12 protein-coding genes and 1 pseudogene are annotated in these 16,031 nt (G+C 77.1%); 9 read left to right on the forward strand and 4 right to left on the reverse strand.

The features are described 5' to 3' along the window. Positions 1 to 9: 9 nt before the first annotated feature. The 6 genes from LN037_RS20620 to LN037_RS20645 all read left to right on the forward strand — a co-directional run bounded on the left by LN037_RS20620 (position 10) and on the right by LN037_RS20645 (position 6,713). On the forward strand, positions 10 to 747 hold the full coding sequence (locus LN037_RS20620; RefSeq protein ID WP_230756162.1) for an ATP-binding cassette domain-containing protein: 738 nt from the start codon (positions 10 to 12) through the stop codon (positions 745 to 747). Beyond that, positions 744 to 1,529 (forward strand): ABC transporter ATP-binding protein, encoded by a 786-nt coding sequence (locus tag LN037_RS20625; protein WP_230756164.1) that lies wholly within the window; start codon positions 744 to 746, stop codon positions 1,527 to 1,529. The genes LN037_RS20620 and LN037_RS20625 overlap by 4 nt, the downstream gene beginning before the upstream one ends. Before the next feature lie 5 nt (positions 1,530 to 1,534). Then, the gene (locus LN037_RS20630) at positions 1,535 to 2,800 is read left to right on the forward strand and encodes an MFS transporter (protein ID WP_230756166.1); all 1,266 of its coding nucleotides are present in this window, start codon (positions 1,535 to 1,537) and stop codon (positions 2,798 to 2,800) included. After that, positions 2,797 to 4,278 carry an ABC transporter substrate-binding protein gene (locus LN037_RS20635; RefSeq protein WP_230756168.1) on the forward strand — a complete coding sequence of 494 codons (1,482 nt, stop codon included), beginning with the start codon at positions 2,797 to 2,799 and terminating at the stop codon, positions 4,276 to 4,278. Before LN037_RS20630 ends, LN037_RS20635 begins: the two co-directional genes overlap by 4 nt. Beyond that, on the forward strand, positions 4,275 to 6,008 hold the full coding sequence (locus LN037_RS20640) for an ABC transporter permease subunit (protein WP_230756170.1): 1,734 nt from the start codon (positions 4,275 to 4,277) through the stop codon (positions 6,006 to 6,008). The genes LN037_RS20635 and LN037_RS20640 overlap by 4 nt, the downstream gene beginning before the upstream one ends. Before the next feature lie 309 nt (positions 6,009 to 6,317). Beyond that, positions 6,318 to 6,713 carry a pyridoxamine 5'-phosphate oxidase family protein gene (locus LN037_RS20645; protein WP_230756172.1) on the forward strand — a complete coding sequence of 132 codons (396 nt, stop codon included), beginning with the start codon at positions 6,318 to 6,320 and terminating at the stop codon, positions 6,711 to 6,713. 6 nt (positions 6,714 to 6,719) lie between these two features. Here LN037_RS20645 and LN037_RS20650 read toward each other — a convergent pair whose 3' ends face one another. Then, positions 6,720 to 7,514: an SAM-dependent methyltransferase gene (locus tag LN037_RS20650; RefSeq protein WP_230756174.1), complete on the reverse strand. Its 795-nt coding sequence runs from the start codon at positions 7,512 to 7,514 to the stop codon at positions 6,720 to 6,722. Between the two features lie 142 nt (positions 7,515 to 7,656). On the opposite strand from LN037_RS20650, the gene LN037_RS20655 reads away from it, so the two are divergent. The 3 genes from LN037_RS20655 (at position 7,657) to LN037_RS20670 (ending at position 12,556) form a co-directional block, all read left to right on the forward strand. Further along, the gene (locus LN037_RS20655; RefSeq protein WP_230756176.1) at positions 7,657 to 8,721 is read left to right on the forward strand and encodes a LacI family DNA-binding transcriptional regulator; all 1,065 of its coding nucleotides are present in this window, start codon (positions 7,657 to 7,659) and stop codon (positions 8,719 to 8,721) included. Continuing rightward, positions 8,718 to 11,504 carry a LuxR family transcriptional regulator gene (locus LN037_RS20660; RefSeq protein WP_230756184.1) on the forward strand — a complete coding sequence of 929 codons (2,787 nt, stop codon included), beginning with the start codon at positions 8,718 to 8,720 and terminating at the stop codon, positions 11,502 to 11,504. The genes LN037_RS20655 and LN037_RS20660 overlap by 4 nt, the downstream gene beginning before the upstream one ends. Positions 11,505 to 11,644: 140 nt before the next feature. Beyond that, the gene (locus LN037_RS20670; protein WP_308286171.1) at positions 11,645 to 12,556 is read left to right on the forward strand and encodes an alpha/beta hydrolase; all 912 of its coding nucleotides are present in this window, start codon (positions 11,645 to 11,647) and stop codon (positions 12,554 to 12,556) included. Between the two features lie 36 nt (positions 12,557 to 12,592). Here LN037_RS20670 and LN037_RS20675 read toward each other — a convergent pair whose 3' ends face one another. From LN037_RS20675 to LN037_RS20685, 3 genes and pseudogenes are all read right to left on the reverse strand, one after another. After that, entirely contained in the window at positions 12,593 to 13,309 is a 717-nt protein-coding gene (locus LN037_RS20675) for an alpha/beta fold hydrolase (protein ID WP_230756186.1), read from the reverse strand. A 1-nt stretch (position 13,310) separates the two neighbouring features. Then, positions 13,311 to 14,276 carry an alpha/beta hydrolase gene (locus LN037_RS20680; protein WP_230756562.1) on the reverse strand — a complete coding sequence of 322 codons (966 nt, stop codon included), beginning with the start codon at positions 14,274 to 14,276 and terminating at the stop codon, positions 13,311 to 13,313. 300 nt (positions 14,277 to 14,576) lie between these two features. After that, a pseudogene (locus LN037_RS20685) lies at positions 14,577 to 16,016 on the reverse strand (MFS transporter); the annotation flags it as partial. Positions 16,017 to 16,031: the final 15 nt, after the last annotated feature.

Here is a 16,031-nt window from a genome sequence, read left to right on the forward strand (position 1 = left end):
TCCCGGCCGATGTCCGATCACGTGCTCGACGTCCGCGACCTCCGGGTCGTCCTCGGTGACCGGGTCGCCGTGGACGGCATCGACCTGACGGTCGGGCCCGGCGAGCGCTGGGGTCTGATCGGCGTCTCCGGGGCGGGGAAGTCCATGACGGCGAACGCGGTCGCCGGCCTCCTGCCTCCCGACGCCCGCCGGGAGGGGACGCTGCACACGGGCGGTCGCGTCACCCTCGTCGCCCAGGACTCCGCGACCGCCCTGCACCCGCTCGTGCCCGTGGGCCGCCAGGTCGCCGCGCCGCTGCGTCGCCACCACGGGCTCGGGCGGCACGCCGCCGCCCGCCGGGCCGAGGACCTGCTCGCCGACGTCGGCCTGCCGGACGGCACGGCCCGCACCCGGCCCGCCGAGCTCTCCGGCGGGCAGCGCCAGCGTGTCGCCCTCGCCGCCGCCCTCGCCTGCGACGCGGCCCTGCTCGTCGCCGACGAGCCGACCGCCGCCCTCGACCCCACCGTCGCCCGCGACCTCCTCGCCCAGCTCGACCGGTCCCTGACCACGGCGGGCACCGCCCTCCTGCTCGTCACCCACGACCTCACCGCCCTCGCCGCGGTCTGCGGGCACGTCGCGGTCCTCGACGAGGGCCGCATCGTCGAGCGCGGCACCGTCGACGACGTCCTCACCGCCCCGCACCACGAGCGCACCCGCGCGCTGGTCGACGCCGCCCGGTCCCTGGTCCCGCGGACGCTGCCGGTATGACGCCGACCCTCGAGGCCGTCGGGCTCCGCCGCGCCTACCGCGTCCCCGCCGCCCGGCCCTGGCGTCGCACCACCCGCGCGGCGCTCGACGGCGTCGACCTCGCCCTCGCGCCCGGCCGCTCCCTCGCGCTGGTGGGGGAGTCCGGGGCCGGGAAGTCGACGCTCCTGCGGATGCTGCTCGGCCTCGAACGTCCCGACGACGGGTCGGTGCGGTTCCGCGGGGCGCCCGTCACCCCCGACGCCCCGGGGCGGCTGCGCCAGGAGGTCGGCGTGGTGGTGCAGGACGCCGGGAGCTCGCTGGACCCGCGCTGCTCGGTGCGCGCGAGCCTGCGGGAACCCCTGGAGTGCCTCGACGGCTGGGCGGACGTCGACCACGACGCGCGGGCGCTGGAGCTGATGGCCGCCGTCGGGCTCGACCCGGCGACGGTCGACCGCCGGCCCGGGCAGTTCTCCGGCGGGCAGCGCCAGCGGATCGCCCTGGCCCGCGCGCTGATCGCGAACCCGTCGGTGCTCGTCGTCGACGAGCCGTTCTCCGCCGTCGACCCGGCGACCCGCGCCCGCCTGGTCACGCTGCTGCGGTCCCTCGTCGAGCGCTCCGGGATCCAGGTCCTGCTCGTCACCCACGACCTCGGGGTCGCCGACCGGCTCTGCGACGACGTCGTGGTGCTCGCCCACGGGCGGGTCGCCGAGGCCGGGCCGATCGACGAGGTGTTCGCCCGTCCGGCCTCGGCCGCGGCGGCCGACCTGCTCGGCGCCGTCGGGCGCCTCCCGGCCCGCCGGTGACGACCATGGCGCGCGGCCTGCGCCGCTGGTCGATCGTCGCGCGGATCGGCGAGCTCCCCGCGCCGATGCGCCTGATCGTGCTCGGGCAGCTCGCCTTCAACACCGGCTTCTACCTGGTGCTGCCGTTCTTCGCGGTGCACCTCGGGCAGAACCTGGGGCTCTCCGGCGCGGCGATCGGGTTGCTGCTGGGCCTGCGGACGTTCAGCCAGCAGGGCCTGTTCGTGGTCGGCGGGGCGCTGGCCGACCGGTTCGGGACGAAGCCGGTGGCGGTCACCGGGTTCGTCGTGCGCATCACCGGCTTCGTGGTCCTGGCCTTCGCCGACGCCCTGCCGCTGCTCGTCGTCGGGACGGTCGCCGTCGGATTCGCGGCGGCCCTGTTCTCGCCCGCGGTGGAGTCCGAGCTCGCCCGTCTGGCCGCCCGCTCGCCCCTGCCCCGTGCCGAGGTCTTCGCCATGTTCGGGGTGTGCGGGCAGATCGGCGTCGTCGTCGGGCCCGTGCTGGGGGCGCTGCTGCTCGCGGTGGACTTCGCGGTCACCGCGCTCACCGCGGCGGCGGTGTTCGTCGTCGTCCTCGTCGTGTTCGTGCTGGTCATGCCCCGCGAGCCGGGCGCCCACGCGACCGACCCGGTGCTCGCCGGGTGGCGCGAGGTCGCCCGGGACCGCACCTTCCTCGCCTTCGCCGTCGCGTACTCGACCTGGCTGCTGTCCTACAACCAGCTCTACCTGCTCCTGCCGATCGAGCTCACGCGGGTCGGCGCGCCGGGGGCCCTCGGCCTGCTGTTCCTGCTCTCGGCGCTGCTGGTGATCCTGCTGCAGCTCCCGTTCGCCGCCTTCGCGCGGCGCCTCGGGCCGCGTCGCGCCCTGCCCGCGGGGTTCCTCGTGCTCTCCCTGGCCTTCGCCTCGACCGCGGCGCTGGTGCTGCTCCCCGTCCCGGCGGGCGCGTGGCGCGTCGCGCCGGCCGTGCTGTTCGTCGTCCTGCTCACGCTCGGCGAGATGGCCGTGGTGCCGCTGGCCCAGGACGCCGTCGGGCGGCTCGCGGGGGAGCGGCGGCTGGGCAGCTACTTCGGGGTCCTCGCGACGGCGGGCGGGGTGGTCGTGCTGCTCGGCGGCATCGGCCTCGGCGCCCTCGTCGACCCGGCCGTGCCGCCCGCGGTGCCCTGGACGGTCACCGCCCTCCTGCCCGCCGCGAGCGCCGTCGCGCTCGCGGTCCTCGCCCGCCGGGTCCCGGCCCTGGGCTCCCGTCCCGACCTCCCCGAGAGGAACCCCGCGTGAGACGCCTCGTCCCCGCCCTCGTGGCCGCGCTGTTCGTCCTCGCCGGCTGCTTCAGCGGCGGCGACACGGCGGCCGCCCCCGACCGGCTCCGGGTCGCGCTGTCCTTCCCCCCGACGTCCGGCCTCACGCCGTACGGCAACGAGGCGGTGCTCGCGACCCGGCTCGGCGTCACCGAGGCGCTGACCACGCTCGTCGACGGCGAGCCCCGGCCCGGGCTCGCCACCGCCTGGACGCAGACGTCCCCGACGACCTGGCGGTTCACCGTCCGGCCCGGCGTCGCCTTCCACGACGGCACCCCGCTGACCCCGGCCGCCGTCGCGAACGCGCTGAACCGGGCCGCCGTCGCGACCCCCGTCCCGCGCGCGATCTCCTCGCTGAAGAAGGCGGGGACGGCCCTCGCCGTCGTGCCGGACGGGGACGGCGTCGTCGTGACGACCCCCGTGGCCGACCCGGTGCTGCCGAACCGGCTGGCCTCGCCGGAACTCGCGATCCTGGGCGAGGGCGCCTACACGGACCCGGCCCGTCCGAGTCCGGTGCGCGCCGGCACCGGCCCGTTCGTGCTCACGGCCGTGCAGGGCTCGACGGGCGCGACCCTCGACCGGAACCCGACCTACTGGGGCGGGCCGGTACGGGCCGCGGGGATCGACGCCCGGTTCCTCGCCGACGGCGCCGCCCGCGCCAACGGCATCCGGGCCGGCGAGTTCGACGTCGCCGACGCCATCCCGGTCTCGCAGGCCGCGTCGATCTCCGCGCCCGCGCAGGTCGTCGGCGTCCCGCTGCCGCGCAGCGTGGCCGTCTACCTCGACCAGCGGTCCCCGGTGCTCGCGGACCCGGGCCTGCGGGCCGCCGTCCGGGACGCGCTGCGTCCCCTCGACGTCGCCGGCACCGTGTACGACGGCCGCGCCGACCCGGCCGCCGCCCTCTTCGGCCCCGCGACCCCCTGGGCCGCGGCCCGCCCGCCGCGGACCGACACCCCGGCCACCCCGGCGAACGGCGCCCGGATCCGACTCGCGACCTACTCCAACCGCGCCGAGCTCCCGGAGATCGCGACGGCGGACGCGGACGCGCTGCGTCGGGCCGGGTTCACCGTCGACGTCACGGTCGTCGACAGCGCGGCGTTCGAGGCGCAGCTCGGCACCGGCGCCTACGACGCGGTGATCGTCAGCCGCTCGCAGCAGCTCGACACCGGTGACCCGGTGAGCTACCTCGCGAGCGACTTCGGCTGCGCCGGCGGCTACAACTGGGCCCGCTCCTGCGACCCCGCCACCGACGCGGTCCTCGCGCAGGGCGGCGCCACGACCGACGTCGCCGCCCGCCGCCAGGCGGCGCTGCAGGCCGAGGCCCGCGTGCTCTCCGCCGACGCCGTCGTCCCGCAGGTCACCGAGCGGGCACGCGTCGGCGTCGGCGGCGGTGTCACGGGCGTGGCGGAGGACCCGACGGAGGTCGCGCTGATCACCCCGGCCACGGCCCGCTCGTGATCCGCACCGTCCCGACGACCGCGGGCGGCACCCTGCGGCCGCTCGCGGCCGCGGCGACGACCGTCGTCGGCCTCGTGGTGCTGGTCGCCGCGCTGCCGTGGCTGTGGGACACCGACCCGGCGGCCTCGGTGCTGCGCACCCGGTACGCCGAGCGCGGGGCCGACCCGGAGACCCTCGACGCCCTGCGTCGCGAGCTCGACCTGCCGTCGAACCCGGTGGTGGGCGCCGCGCAGTGGTTGGGCGGGCTCGTCCGCGGCGACCTCGGGACGTCCTGGGTCGGCCGGGCCCCGGTCGCGCCGGAGGTCCTCGGGGCCCTCGGTATCTCGCTGACGCTCTCGGTGGGTGCCGCGGTGGTGGCCGCGGTGGTCGCCGCCCTGCTGCTCCTCCCGACCCTGCTCGCCGGGGTGCGCGGCCGCCCGGGCGGCAGCGGGGCGGGCGTCGTCGCCGCGGTGCTGGCCGCGCTGCCCGAGATCGTGCTGGGCAGCCTGCTCGTGCTGGTCCTCGCCGTCGGCGCGCGGCTGCTGCCGACCTCCGGCTTCGCCGGGCCGCAGTACCTCGTCCTGCCCGCCCTGGCGCTCGGCGTCCCGGCGGGCGGCCTGCTCGCCCGGCTGCTCTCGGCGTCGGTGGAGTCGACGCTGGCCGAGGGGTGGGTCCGCTCCTGGCGCTCGTGGGGGCTGTCGACGTCGAGCCTGGTCCTCGGGGTCGCCCGCCGGGCCGTCGCGGTCGCCGTCCCGCAGATCGCGCTGCTCGTGGTCGGCCTGCTCGGCGCCGCCGTGGCGATCGAGCAGCTGTTCGCGATCCCCGGCATCGGCTCGACGGCCCGCGACGCGGTCCTCGCCCAGGACCTCCCCGTCGTCCAGGCCGCCGTCACGCTCCTGGTCGTCCTCGGGCTGCTGCTCGGCGGGCTCGGGGTGCTGCTGCACCGGACGCTCCTCGGCCCCGCCCTCGCCGGCCGGGAACTCGCGGGCGGCACCGTCGAGCCCGCGGCGACGTCCCGCTCGCGGCGGCTCCCGGTGGCGCTCGCCCTCGGGCTGCTCGCGCTCGTGCTCGTGGGCCTGCCCCGCGACCCGTCGTCGGGACCCGAGGCCGTGAAGCTCGCCCCGCCGTCGTGGTCGCTGCCCTTCGGCGCCGACGCGAACGGACGGGACCTCTACGCCCGCTTCGCGCACGGCGCCCTGCTGACCGTCGGCAGTGCCGTCGCGATCACGGCGCTGTGCCTGGTGATCGGCCTGGCGGTCGGGGTCGGCGCCCGGTCCGCCCGGCCCGGTGCCGCCGACGTGCTGAACGCCCTGCCGCCCGTGTTCGTCGGGCTGATCGTGGCCGCGGTCGCCGGGCCGGGCCTGCTCGGCGCCGCGGTCGCGGTGGCGCTCGTCGGGTGGGTGCCGCTCGCCGTGCACGCCCGGACCCTCGCGGCGGAGGCCCGGGCGTCGGGCTACGTGCGCGCCGCCGAGCTGGTCGACGCCTCGCGCGGGCGGATCGCGCGGCGGCACGTGCTGCCCGCCGTCGTCGGCCCGGTGACCCGGCACGCGCTCGCCCGCGTCCCGCACGCCGCGCTCGCCCTCGCGGCGCTGTCCTTCCTCGGGCTGGGCGCCCCGCCCGACTCCCCGGAGTGGGGCGCCATGCTCGCCGCGTCGCAGGGCTACCTGGAGCAGGCGCCCTGGACGGTCCTCGCGCCGGTGGTCGGCCTGCTGGCCCTCGCCGCCGTGCTCGCCACGGTGCGCGAGAGGTAGGGCGGCCCGGCTCGGCTTCATCCGGTGGCAGCGGAGCGTCGTCGCCGGCGTCCAGTGGCAGGGCCACGTCGTCGGCGCGACCGCGGACCATGATCACGGTCTCGTGCGCGACGCGCCCGACCCGGGCGGCGACGCGCTCACGACGTCGGCGCGGCCCGATGTCGAGAACGCGTGACCGGCTCCGTCCCCGGGACGTCGTCCCCGACCCGGAGGAGCCCGCCATGGACGCCCGCACCGTCACCGACACCCTCGCGTACCCCCTCGCGCAGGGAGCTGCTGTTCTCCGACATCCCGGCGCGCCTGTCCTCCGTGGGTCGCGACGGCGACCCGCGCGTGGTGCCGACCGCCTTCTGGTGGAACGGCACGGCGATCGTCGTCGCCACGGTCCCGCACTCCGCCAAGGTCGCGGCGATCAGCGCCCACCCGCGGGTCGCCCTCGCGATCGACCGGCCGGGCATGCCGCCGCGCTCCCTGCTGATCCGCGGCGGCGTCGAGCTCGCGACCGTCGACGGCGTCCCGGACGAGTACGTCGCCGCGTCCCGCAAGATCATTCCGGCCGAGGCGATGCCGCAGTGGGAGGCCGGGGTCCGGGCGCTGTACCGGCGGATGACCGTCCTGACGATCACGCCGGAGCACGTCGTCCTGCACGACTTCGAGACCACGATCCCGCAGGCCGTCGCCGACCTCGTCGAGCAGCAGGCCTGACGACCGCTACTCCTTCACCGCGACCGCCGCCCACGTCGCGGCCGGGCGGGCGGCGAGTCCGGCCCGCGGCCAGTCGGTGACGTCGACGATCCCGGGCTCGACGGGGGCGAGGTCGCCGAGCAGCTCCCGGAGCTCGGCGCGGGAGCGCAGGGTGACCGGGGAGGCGGTGTCGCGGAAGCTCTCGACGACCGCCCGCATCCGGGCGGCGTGGTCGGGGTCGTCCACGTCGTCGCTGCCGTGGCTGATCGCCAGCACGCTCCCGGGGGCGAGCCGCTCCCGGAACACGGCCATGAACCGCTCGGCGTCGCCGCCGATGAAGTGCAGGCACGCGATCGCGAGCAGGGCCACGGGCTCGTCGAGGTCGAGGAGCCCGGCGACCCCCTCGGCCGCGAGCACCTCGAGCGGTCGGGTCAGGTCCGCGCGCGTGACGGAGACGGTGTCGAGACCGTCGACCACCTCGGTGCTGTGTGCGACCGCGATCGGGTCGCAGTCGACGTAGGCGACCCGGACGGCGGGGTCGTGGGCGTGGGCGATCTCGTGCACGTTGCCGACCGTGGGCACCCCGGAGCCGAGGTCGAGGAACTGGCGGACCCCGCGGTCCAGGCACCACTCGACCACCCGTCGCAGGAACGCCCGGTTCGCCTGCGCCCCGTACTGCTGCTCGGGGTTCGCGGCGAGCAGACGCTGCGCGTGGTCGCGGTCGACCTGGAAGTTGTGCGCGCCCCCGAGCAGGTAGTCGTAGACCCGCGCGCCGTTCGGACGACTGAGGTCGAGCTCGTCCGGCCACGGTCCGTCCGCCATGGCGGGGACGATAGCCCCCGATCCGTTGTGTCCCGGTTCGATCGGGAGCCGACGAATGGCGCGCAACGACCGGGCACCAGGGGGAAAGCGCTTTCCACCCGGCGACCCGACGCCCTAGAGTCCTCAGGGGGGAGGTGCCGTCGTGCGGATCCGGCCGGGTGGGCAGGTGACGCTGGCCGACGTCGCCCGGGAGTCCGGCGTCTCGCCCGCCACCGCGTCCCGCGCCCTGCACGGCGGCGGCGGGCGGGTGGTCGGTCAGGACCTCCGCGAGCGGATCGTCGAGGTCGCCCGGCGCCTGCACTACGTGCCCAACGCCCACGCGCAGGCCCTGGCGGGCGGCAGCACCGCCACCGTCGGCCTGGTCGTGCACGACATCACCGACCCCTACTTCGCCGCGATCGCCCGCGGGGTGATCGCGGTGGCCGCCGAACGCGGCGCGCTCGTCACCGTGGGCACCACGTTCCGCTCGATGGAGCGCGAGCTCGAGTTCGTCCGGACGTTCCGGGCGCAGCGGGCCGACGCGATCGTCCTGGCCGGGAGCGGCTTCGAGGACGCGGACTACCGGGCCGCGATGCGGGAGGAGCTGGACCACCAGCGCCGCACGGGCGGTGGCTGCGCCGTCGTGAGCGAGCACGACCTCCCCGTGCCCACGGTGCTGCCGGGCAACCGGGAGGGCGCGGCGGGCCTCGGCCGTGCGCTGGTCGCGATGGGGCACCGCCGGTTCGCCGTCGCGGGCGGTCCGCCCTGCCTGACGACCGTGCGCCATCGCATCGAGGGCTTCCTCGACGCCCTCGCGGCCTGCGGTGTCCCCCTGTGCGACGTCGAGCTCCTGGACCACCCGTTCAGCGAGGACGGCGGTCGGGCCGCCGCCCGTGAGCTGCTCGACCGGGGCTCCCGGGCCACCGCGCTGTTCTGCGTCAGCGACGTCATGGCGCTCGGGGCGCTCGACGTCCTGGCCGCGGCCGGGGTCGCGGTGCCCGACGACCTCTCGGTGGTCGGCTACAACGACGTCCCGATGATGCGCCGCCTCGTCCCGGCGGTCTCCACCGTCCGGCTCGACCTGGAGGCGATGGGGCGCAGCGCCATGGAGCTCGCGGTCGATCACGGGAGCGCCGACGCGCCCGTCGTGCGGTTCCCGGCGGAGGTCGTGCTCCGCGCCAGCACCGCGCCCCCCGCCGCCGTGCCCGCGCGAGAGGGCGGGCGGTGAGCGAGGTGCCCCTGGTGGGCCGCGAGCCGGAGCTGCAGCTGCTCGCCCGACTGATCGACGACGTGGCCGACGGCGGCGGCCCCCGGGCCTCCACGGGAAGCGCACTGGTGCTCGTCGGCGAGGTGGGGATCGGCAGGACGGCGCTGCTCGACGGCGCGGCCGCGCGGGCGGCGTCCGCGGGACTCCGGGTGGTGCGGGCCGACGGCTGCCACGGCGAGGCGGACATCCGCTGGGCGGCGTTGTCGCAGGTGCTCGGAGCGTTCGACGACGGCGCCGACGGTGACGACGGCGCCGTTCAGGGCGGCGTCGCCGCCCCGGCCCCGGGTGCCGAGCAGGCGGCGTTCGCCGCGGTCTTCGACCCCCTGACGACCGCCGTGCCCTCCGCCGCGGTGTCCTTCGGGGTCCTGCGGTTCCTGCTCCGGGCGGCGCGCCACCGCCCGGTGCTCGTCCTGGTCGACGACACCGACCGGCTCGACCTCGCCTCGCTGCGCGCGCTCCTGTTCGCCGCGCGCCGGCTGCGTCGCCGGGACCGGGTCGCCCTCGTGTTCGCCGGCCGCGGCGCGGACCGACCGCTGCCCGCGGACGCGGCGCTGCCCACCCGGGTGGTCCCGCCCCTCGGGTCGCCGGCGGCGGACGCGCTGCTCACCGCCCTCGCCCCCCGGCTGGGGCCGCGGGTCCACCGCGACGTCCTCGCCGCCGCGGCGGGCAACCCCCTCGCCCTGCGGGAGTTCGCGACGGCGGGTTCGGCGCGGCCGTTGAGGCTCTCCGCGGCCGCCGAGGAGGGCTTCGTGGCGCCGCTGCGGGCGCTGGACGCGCCGACCGCGCGCCTGCTGCTGCACGCCGCGGCCGCGGACGGCGAGCCGACCACGGTGATCGCCCGCGCGGCGGGCGCGTCGTCCGGCCTGGCGGACTGGGCCGCGGCCGAGCACGCCGGCCTCGTCACGGTCGCCGACGACGTGCGCTTCCGGCACCCGTTGGACCGGGCCGCGGTCTACGCGTCCGCGACCGCGGAGGCGCGCCGCCGCGCCCACCTCGCCCTGGCCGCGGCCGGTACCGACGCCGACCGTGCGACGTGGCAGCGGGCGCACGCGGTGACGGGGACCGACGAGGCGGTCGCGGCCGCGCTCGTGGGCGTCGCGGAGCGCGCCGAGGCCGCGGGGGACTTCGACGCCGCCGTCCGCGCCTGGGAACGGGCGGCCGAGTGCTCGCCGGACGCGACCCGCGCGGTGCCGCGACGCCACCGGGCCCTGCAGGCCGCCTACGCCGGCGGGGACGTGCACGGGGTCGCCGAGCAGCACCGCCGGCTCACCGAACTCACCGACGACCCGACGACCCGGACCTGGGCGACCCTGCTGCACGCCGCCGCCCTCATGCTGCAGGGACGGCAGCGCGACGCCGTGCGGGGCCTGCAGGAGGTGGCGCCGCTCCTCGGGGAGGTCGACGACGCCGGCACCGCACTGCTGGTCGCGTTCCACATCGTCGCGGCGGACTTCTCGGGGCTGCCCGAGCACCACGAGGCGGTCGCCGCCCTGACGGGCCACCCGGCGCTGCCCGGCGCGGTGCGCCGCGTCCGCGAGAACGCCGACGCGCCGGCCGACCTCATGTGGGCGCGGGCGTCGCTCGGGACCGACCGCACCCGTGCGGCCGCCGCCCTGCGCGAGGCGCTCGACGCGGGTCGGGCCGGCGCCGCCGCCACGGCGGACGACCTGCAGAACCTCGGCCTGCTCGCCGACCGCGCCGACGACGTGCGCCGTGCCGTCGACCTGCTCACCCGCGCCCACGCCCGCATGCACCACGAGGGACCGGCCGCCTTCGGCGCGGCGGTGCTGGCGAACCTGCTGGTCGACCACGGGCGCTGGGTCGAGGCCGACGCGGTCCTCGTCCGCTGGGTCCCGCTCGCGGACGAGCGGGGCCTGCACCGGGTCGCCGTCGAGCTGGCGTCACCGCGCGCCCTCCTGCTGGCGCTGCGGGGCGACGACGCGGGCGCCCAGGAGGTGCTCGCCGCCGCCCGCACCCGGGTGGACCTGGCGGACAACCTGATCCTCGACCTCCGCCTGCGGGTCGCCGACGCGGTCGCGGCGATCGTGGCGGGAGACCCGGGCCGCGCCCTGCGCGTGCTCCGGGGCGCCTTCACCGTGACCGGCGACCCGCGCCACCCGGTGCTCTCCGCGCGGATGGTCGCCCTGCTCGCCGCCGCGGCTGCGGCCTCGACCGATCCCGCGGACCGGAGCGACGCCGTGCGGGTGGTCGAGCGGGTCCGGGCCGCCACGGCGACGCGCAGCTCGGCCCGGATACGGATGCTGCTCCACCACGCCGACGCCCTGCTGGGGCCCGAGCACGAGAGCGAGCACCACTTCCGGCTCGCACTCGCCGACCCGACGGGGGACGACTGGCCCGTCGAGCGGGCGATGACGCGGTTGCACCACGGCGAGTGGCTGCGGCGACGCCGCCGCGGCCTCGAGGCCCGCGAGATGCTCGCGGCGGCGCTGGACGCCTTCGAGACCCTCGGCGCCACCGCGCTCGCGGAACGGGTCCGCGCCGAGCTGCGGGCCGCCGGCAGCGCCGGCCACCGGGACGCCACGCCCGCACGGGATCCCCTCGCGGACCTCACACCCCAGCAGCGGGAGGTGGTCCGGCTCGCGGCCGAGGGGCGGCGCAACCGCGAGATCGGGCAGCGGCTCTTCCTGTCCCCGCGGACGGTCGGCTCGCACCTGCACCACGCCTACCCGAAGCTCGGCATCAGCGGTCGCCACCAGCTCGCCGCGCTCCTGCGCGCCCCGTGAGCCCGGCATCGGTCGGACGACCGGTTCCGGCCCGGACCCCTGACGCGGGGTGGTGCCCGGCGGATAGCGTGATCGGGTGAGTACGCCGGGAGCGCCCGCGGGGGATCGCGACCCCCTCGCCACGCTGGACCGCACGCCTGGTGCGGGCGCTGCAGGGCCCGCCCCGGCTGCACGAGCTCGGGGCCCAGGACGGCCGCGAGGCGCTGCGCGAGCTGCAGGACGACCTCGTCGCCGGCGACGGGGTGGTGGTGGACCTGCACTCCGCCCCCGTGGGCCCGGACGGCCTGGTCGGGTTCCTCGTGGTGCGCCCGGAAGGACTCGACGGATGCGCCCCGGTGGTCCTCCACGTGCACGGCGGACGGTGGGTCACCGGCGACGCGGACACCCACGGGCGCCTGATCCGGGCGCTGGCGGTCGGTGTCGGTGCCGCCGTGGTGGTCCCCGAGTTCACGCGCGTCCCGGAGGCGCGGTACCCGGTGGCCGTGGAGGAGGTCTACGCGACGCTGCTGTGGGTGGTCGAGCACGCCGCGGACCTCGCCCTCGACCCGCAGCGGGTGGCCGTGGCGGGGGACTGCACCGGCGCCACCCTGGCCGCCGTCGTCGCCCTGCTCGCCGGCCGCCGCGGCGGACCGCGGCTGGCCGCCCAGCTGCTCTACTACCCGTGGCTCGAGCCGCGCTGCGACACCGCCTCGCACCGGCAGTTCGGCGAGGTCTCGCTCCTGCCCTCCCGTGCCGCGCGGTGGTACTGGCAGCAGTACGCCGAGCGCCCCGGGGACCGGGAGGACCCGGCGTTCGGCCCCGCCCGCGCCGGGCGTGCCGACCTCGTCGGTCTCCCGCCGACGCTCGTCGTCACCGCGGAGGTCGACGTCGTGCGCGACGAGGGCGAGGCCTACGCGCGGGCCCTCGCGGAGGCGGGCGTGCCCGTCACCTGCACCCGCTACCTGGGCGTCGTGCACGACTTCGTGACGTTGCGCCCGCTCGAGGGCGTACCGGCGGCAGGGCTCGCGATCCGGCAGGGCGTCGACTTCCTGGCCGACGCCCTCCGGGCCTGACCGTGCCCCGCGGCGCGGCGCCACGGGGCACGGGACTCAGCGGGCCGTCGCGCGGATCGCGTCCCGGATGACGTCCGCGGTCTCCTTCGGGTGCGAGAGCATCACCAGGTGCGAGGCGTCGATCTCGACGACGGTCGCGCCCGCGCGCTGGTAGCCGAAGCGCTCGACGTCGGGGTTGATGGTGTGGTCGGAGGAGGACACCACGCCCCAGGACGGCGTCGAGTGCCACGCCGCAGCACCGGCGGGCTCGCCGAAGGCGGCGGCCGCCAGGGGCCGCTGGGACACCGCGAGCACGCGGGTGACCTCCGGGTCGACGTCCTGCGCGAAGACCTCGTGCACCCGCTCGGGCACCACCGACACGTCGGTGCCGGTGGAGCCGTCCGGCTGCGGGTAGGTCGTCTGCACCAGCGCGGAGGCGAGCAGCGAGTCGGGGAAGCCGCCCTGCAGCTCCCCGAGGCTCTCGCCCTGCTCGAGGGCGTAGCCCGCGAGGTAGACCAGGGCGCGGACGTTCTCCTCGACGCCGGCGACGGTGATCACGGCGCCGCCGTAGGAGTGCCCGACGAGCACGACGTCGCCCTCGATCTGGCGGACCACGGAGGCGATGTACGCCGCGTCGCCGTTCAACGAGCGGTTCGGGACGGCGGGGGCCACGACCGGGATGCCGTCGTCGAGCAGTTCGGGGACGAGGGCGCGGAAGCTGGACGCGTCCGCGAAGGCGCCGTGCACGAGCACGACGGTGGGCGAGCCGGCCATGTCAGTTCCCCTCGTGCAGCGCGTCGAACAGGAACTCGCCGCCCTGGCGCGTCGCGGCGCGGGCCGCGTGGGTGTCGCGCAGGGCGTCGAGCATGACGAAGTCGTGGATGATCCCGGCGTAGCGCACGGCGGTCGTCGGGACGCCGGCCGCGCGGAGCTTCGCCGCGTAGGCCTCGCCCTCGTCGCGCAGCACGTCGGCCTCGCCCACGATCACCAGCGCCGGGGGCAGGTCGGCGAGGTCGTCGAGGGTGGCGCGCAGCGGCGACGCGGTGATCTGCGCCCGCTCGGCGGGGTCGGTCGTGTACTGGTCCCAGAACCAGTGCATGCCCTCGCGGGAGAGGAAGTAGCCGCTCGCGAACTGCTCGTAGGACGCGGTGTCGAAGCTCGCGTCGGTCACCGGGTAGAAGAGCAGCTGCGCGGCGATGCGGGGGCCGCCCCGCTGCTTGGCCATCAGGGTGATCGCCGCGGTCATGTTCCCGCCGACGGAGTCGCCGGCGACGGCGAGGCGGCCGCCGTCGATGCCCTGCTCGTCGCCGTGCTCGGCGGTCCAGCGCAGCGCCGCGTAGATCTCCTCGATCGCGGTGGGGTAGCGCGCCTCCGGCGAGAGGCTGTAGTTCGGGAACACGACCGCGGCCTGCGCCCGCACCGCGAGCTCGCGGACGAGCCGGTCGTGGGTGTGGGCGTTGCCGAACACCCACCCGGCGCCGTGCGTGTACAGCAGGGCGGGCAGGGTGCCGGTGGCCCCGGCCGGCTTCACGATGCGGATCGAGACCTCGCCGGACGGGCCGCCGGGGATCGTCAGGTCGGTGACGTCGGCGTCGGGCCGGGCGACGCCGTCGCCCTTCTGGACCTCGTCGACGGTGCGGCGGCCCTCGACCGGGCCGAGGTCGTAGAGGAACGGGGGCTTCGCGGTGGCGTCCGCGAACTCCTGGGCGGCAGGTTCGAGGACGGGCGGCTGATCGGTCACGGTGGCGCCTTCCGGGACGAGGTGACGGAGTGCGACCAGCGTGCGGCGCGCGACGCCGTGGTCGGTATCGGTCGTTCGACCGTTCCGGCCCCCGGGATCAGCGCACGACCACGAACCGTGCCGAGGGCGGCTCGACCGCCGCGGCCCACGCCCGCACCTCGTCGAGGACGCGGCGGTCGAAGTCGGTGGGCCGCTCGGTGTTCTGGTCGGCGAGGTCGGCCCAGGACGGCAGGGTGTACTCCTCGACGAACACGTCGGGGTCGGCGCCGTCGCGGGAGAGGTCCCAGCCGGTGCCCCGGTCCGTCGGCGGGAGTCGCGCAGCCGCGGCGCCGCGGCGAGGAACCCGTCGTGGTGATCCGCGGGCACGCGGTACACCACGGTCACCCGCACCGGGGCGTCCCCGACGTCGGGCGTGAGCGTCACCTCGGGCGGGGTCCAGTCCCCGACGCCGGCGCGGGATCCGATGTCGGAGGCGAGCAGCGGCCACCGGGGGACGGTGGCGGCGCCGAGGAGCAGGGCGACCCCGGCGACGACGAACGTCGTGCCGGTGCCCACGAGGTCGGCGACGACGCCCCACACCGCGGAGGCGACGGCCGAGGTCGTGAACACCACGAGCTGGTAGATCGAGAGGGCCCGGGCACGGACCCACCGCGGGAGGAAGGTCTGCATCAGCGCGTTCATCCCGGCCACCACGGTGATCCACCCGGCCCCCGCGGGCAGCAGGACGAGGACCACCACGACGGGGGAGCGGACCAGCCCGACGACGACCGTGGCGACCCCGGTGACCAGGCCGGCGGCCGCGACGAGGACGGTGAACGGGACGCGGTCGCGCAGGCGTGGCAGCACGAGGGCGCCGGCGACGGACCCGATCCCGGCCGCGCCGAGCAGCAGCCCGTAGCCGGAGGCGCCGAGGCCGAGCCGGTCGTGGGCCACCGGAGCGAGCAGCGCCCACAGCACCCCGGCCGGGAACGCGAAGACCACCAGCCGCACCATCATCCGGCGCACGGCGGGGGCGTGGCGGACGTAGCGCCCACCGGCCTCGAGCCCGGCGAGGAAGGACTGCCGCGCCCCGGGGGTCCGCGGCGGGGACGGGACCCGCAGCAGCGCCACGGCGAACACCGCGAACGTCGCGGCGTTGATCCCGAAGACCCCGGCGACCCCGAGGGCCGGGATGAGCGCGCCCGCGATGGCGGGCCCGGCGGCCCGGGCCAGGTTGACCGCGATCGACCCGAGCGCGGCGGCGCCGCCGAGGTCGCGGCGCGGGACGAGGTCGGGCACGAAGGCCTGGTACGCGGGCATCTGCACCGCGGCGCCGCACCCCAGCAGGAACGTGAGGACGAGCAGCAGCGCCGGCCCCGTCGTCCCGATCCCGGTGAGCACCGCGAGCAGCAGCCCGACGACGAGCTGGAAGGCCTGGGCGGCGAGCAGGACCCGCCGTCGGTCGACGAACTCCGCCACCACCCCGGCGGGCAGGGTCAGCAACAGGACCGGCAGCGACGACGCCGTCTGCACCAGGGCGACGAGCGCCGACGAGGCGTGGGCGTCGACGAGCAGCCACTGGGCGCCCACGGTCTGCATCCACGTGCCCACGTTGCTGACCAGCGACGCCGTCCAGATCCAGCGGAACACCGGGTGGGCCAGGGGCGCCCACGGTGAGGCGGATCGATCAGGACGGGACACGGACGGACCTCCCGGGGACGACTCCCCGTGAGGGTCGTCCGCCCCGGGCCGGCGCGGCATCGGTCGCTTGACCGA

Source organism: Actinomycetospora soli (assembly GCF_021026295.1).
In the GTDB taxonomy this organism is placed as follows: domain Bacteria; phylum Actinomycetota; class Actinomycetes; order Mycobacteriales; family Pseudonocardiaceae; genus Actinomycetospora; species Actinomycetospora soli.

Coding starts and splice junctions, on each gene's coding strand:
- LN037_RS20620 (WP_230756162.1), top strand. CDS start 10: ATGTCCGATCACGTGCTCGACGTCCGCGACCTCCGGGTCGTCCTCGGT.
- LN037_RS20625 (WP_230756164.1), top strand. CDS start 744: ATGACGCCGACCCTCGAGGCCGTCGGGCTCCGCCGCGCCTACCGCGTC.
- LN037_RS20630 (WP_230756166.1), top strand. CDS start 1,535: ATGGCGCGCGGCCTGCGCCGCTGGTCGATCGTCGCGCGGATCGGCGAG.
- LN037_RS20650 (WP_230756174.1), bottom strand. CDS start 7,514: ATGGCGGACGGACCGTGGCCGGACGAGCTCGACCTCAGTCGTCCGAAC.
- LN037_RS20675 (WP_230756186.1), bottom strand. CDS start 13,309: ATGGCCGGCTCGCCCACCGTCGTGCTCGTGCACGGCGCCTTCGCGGAC.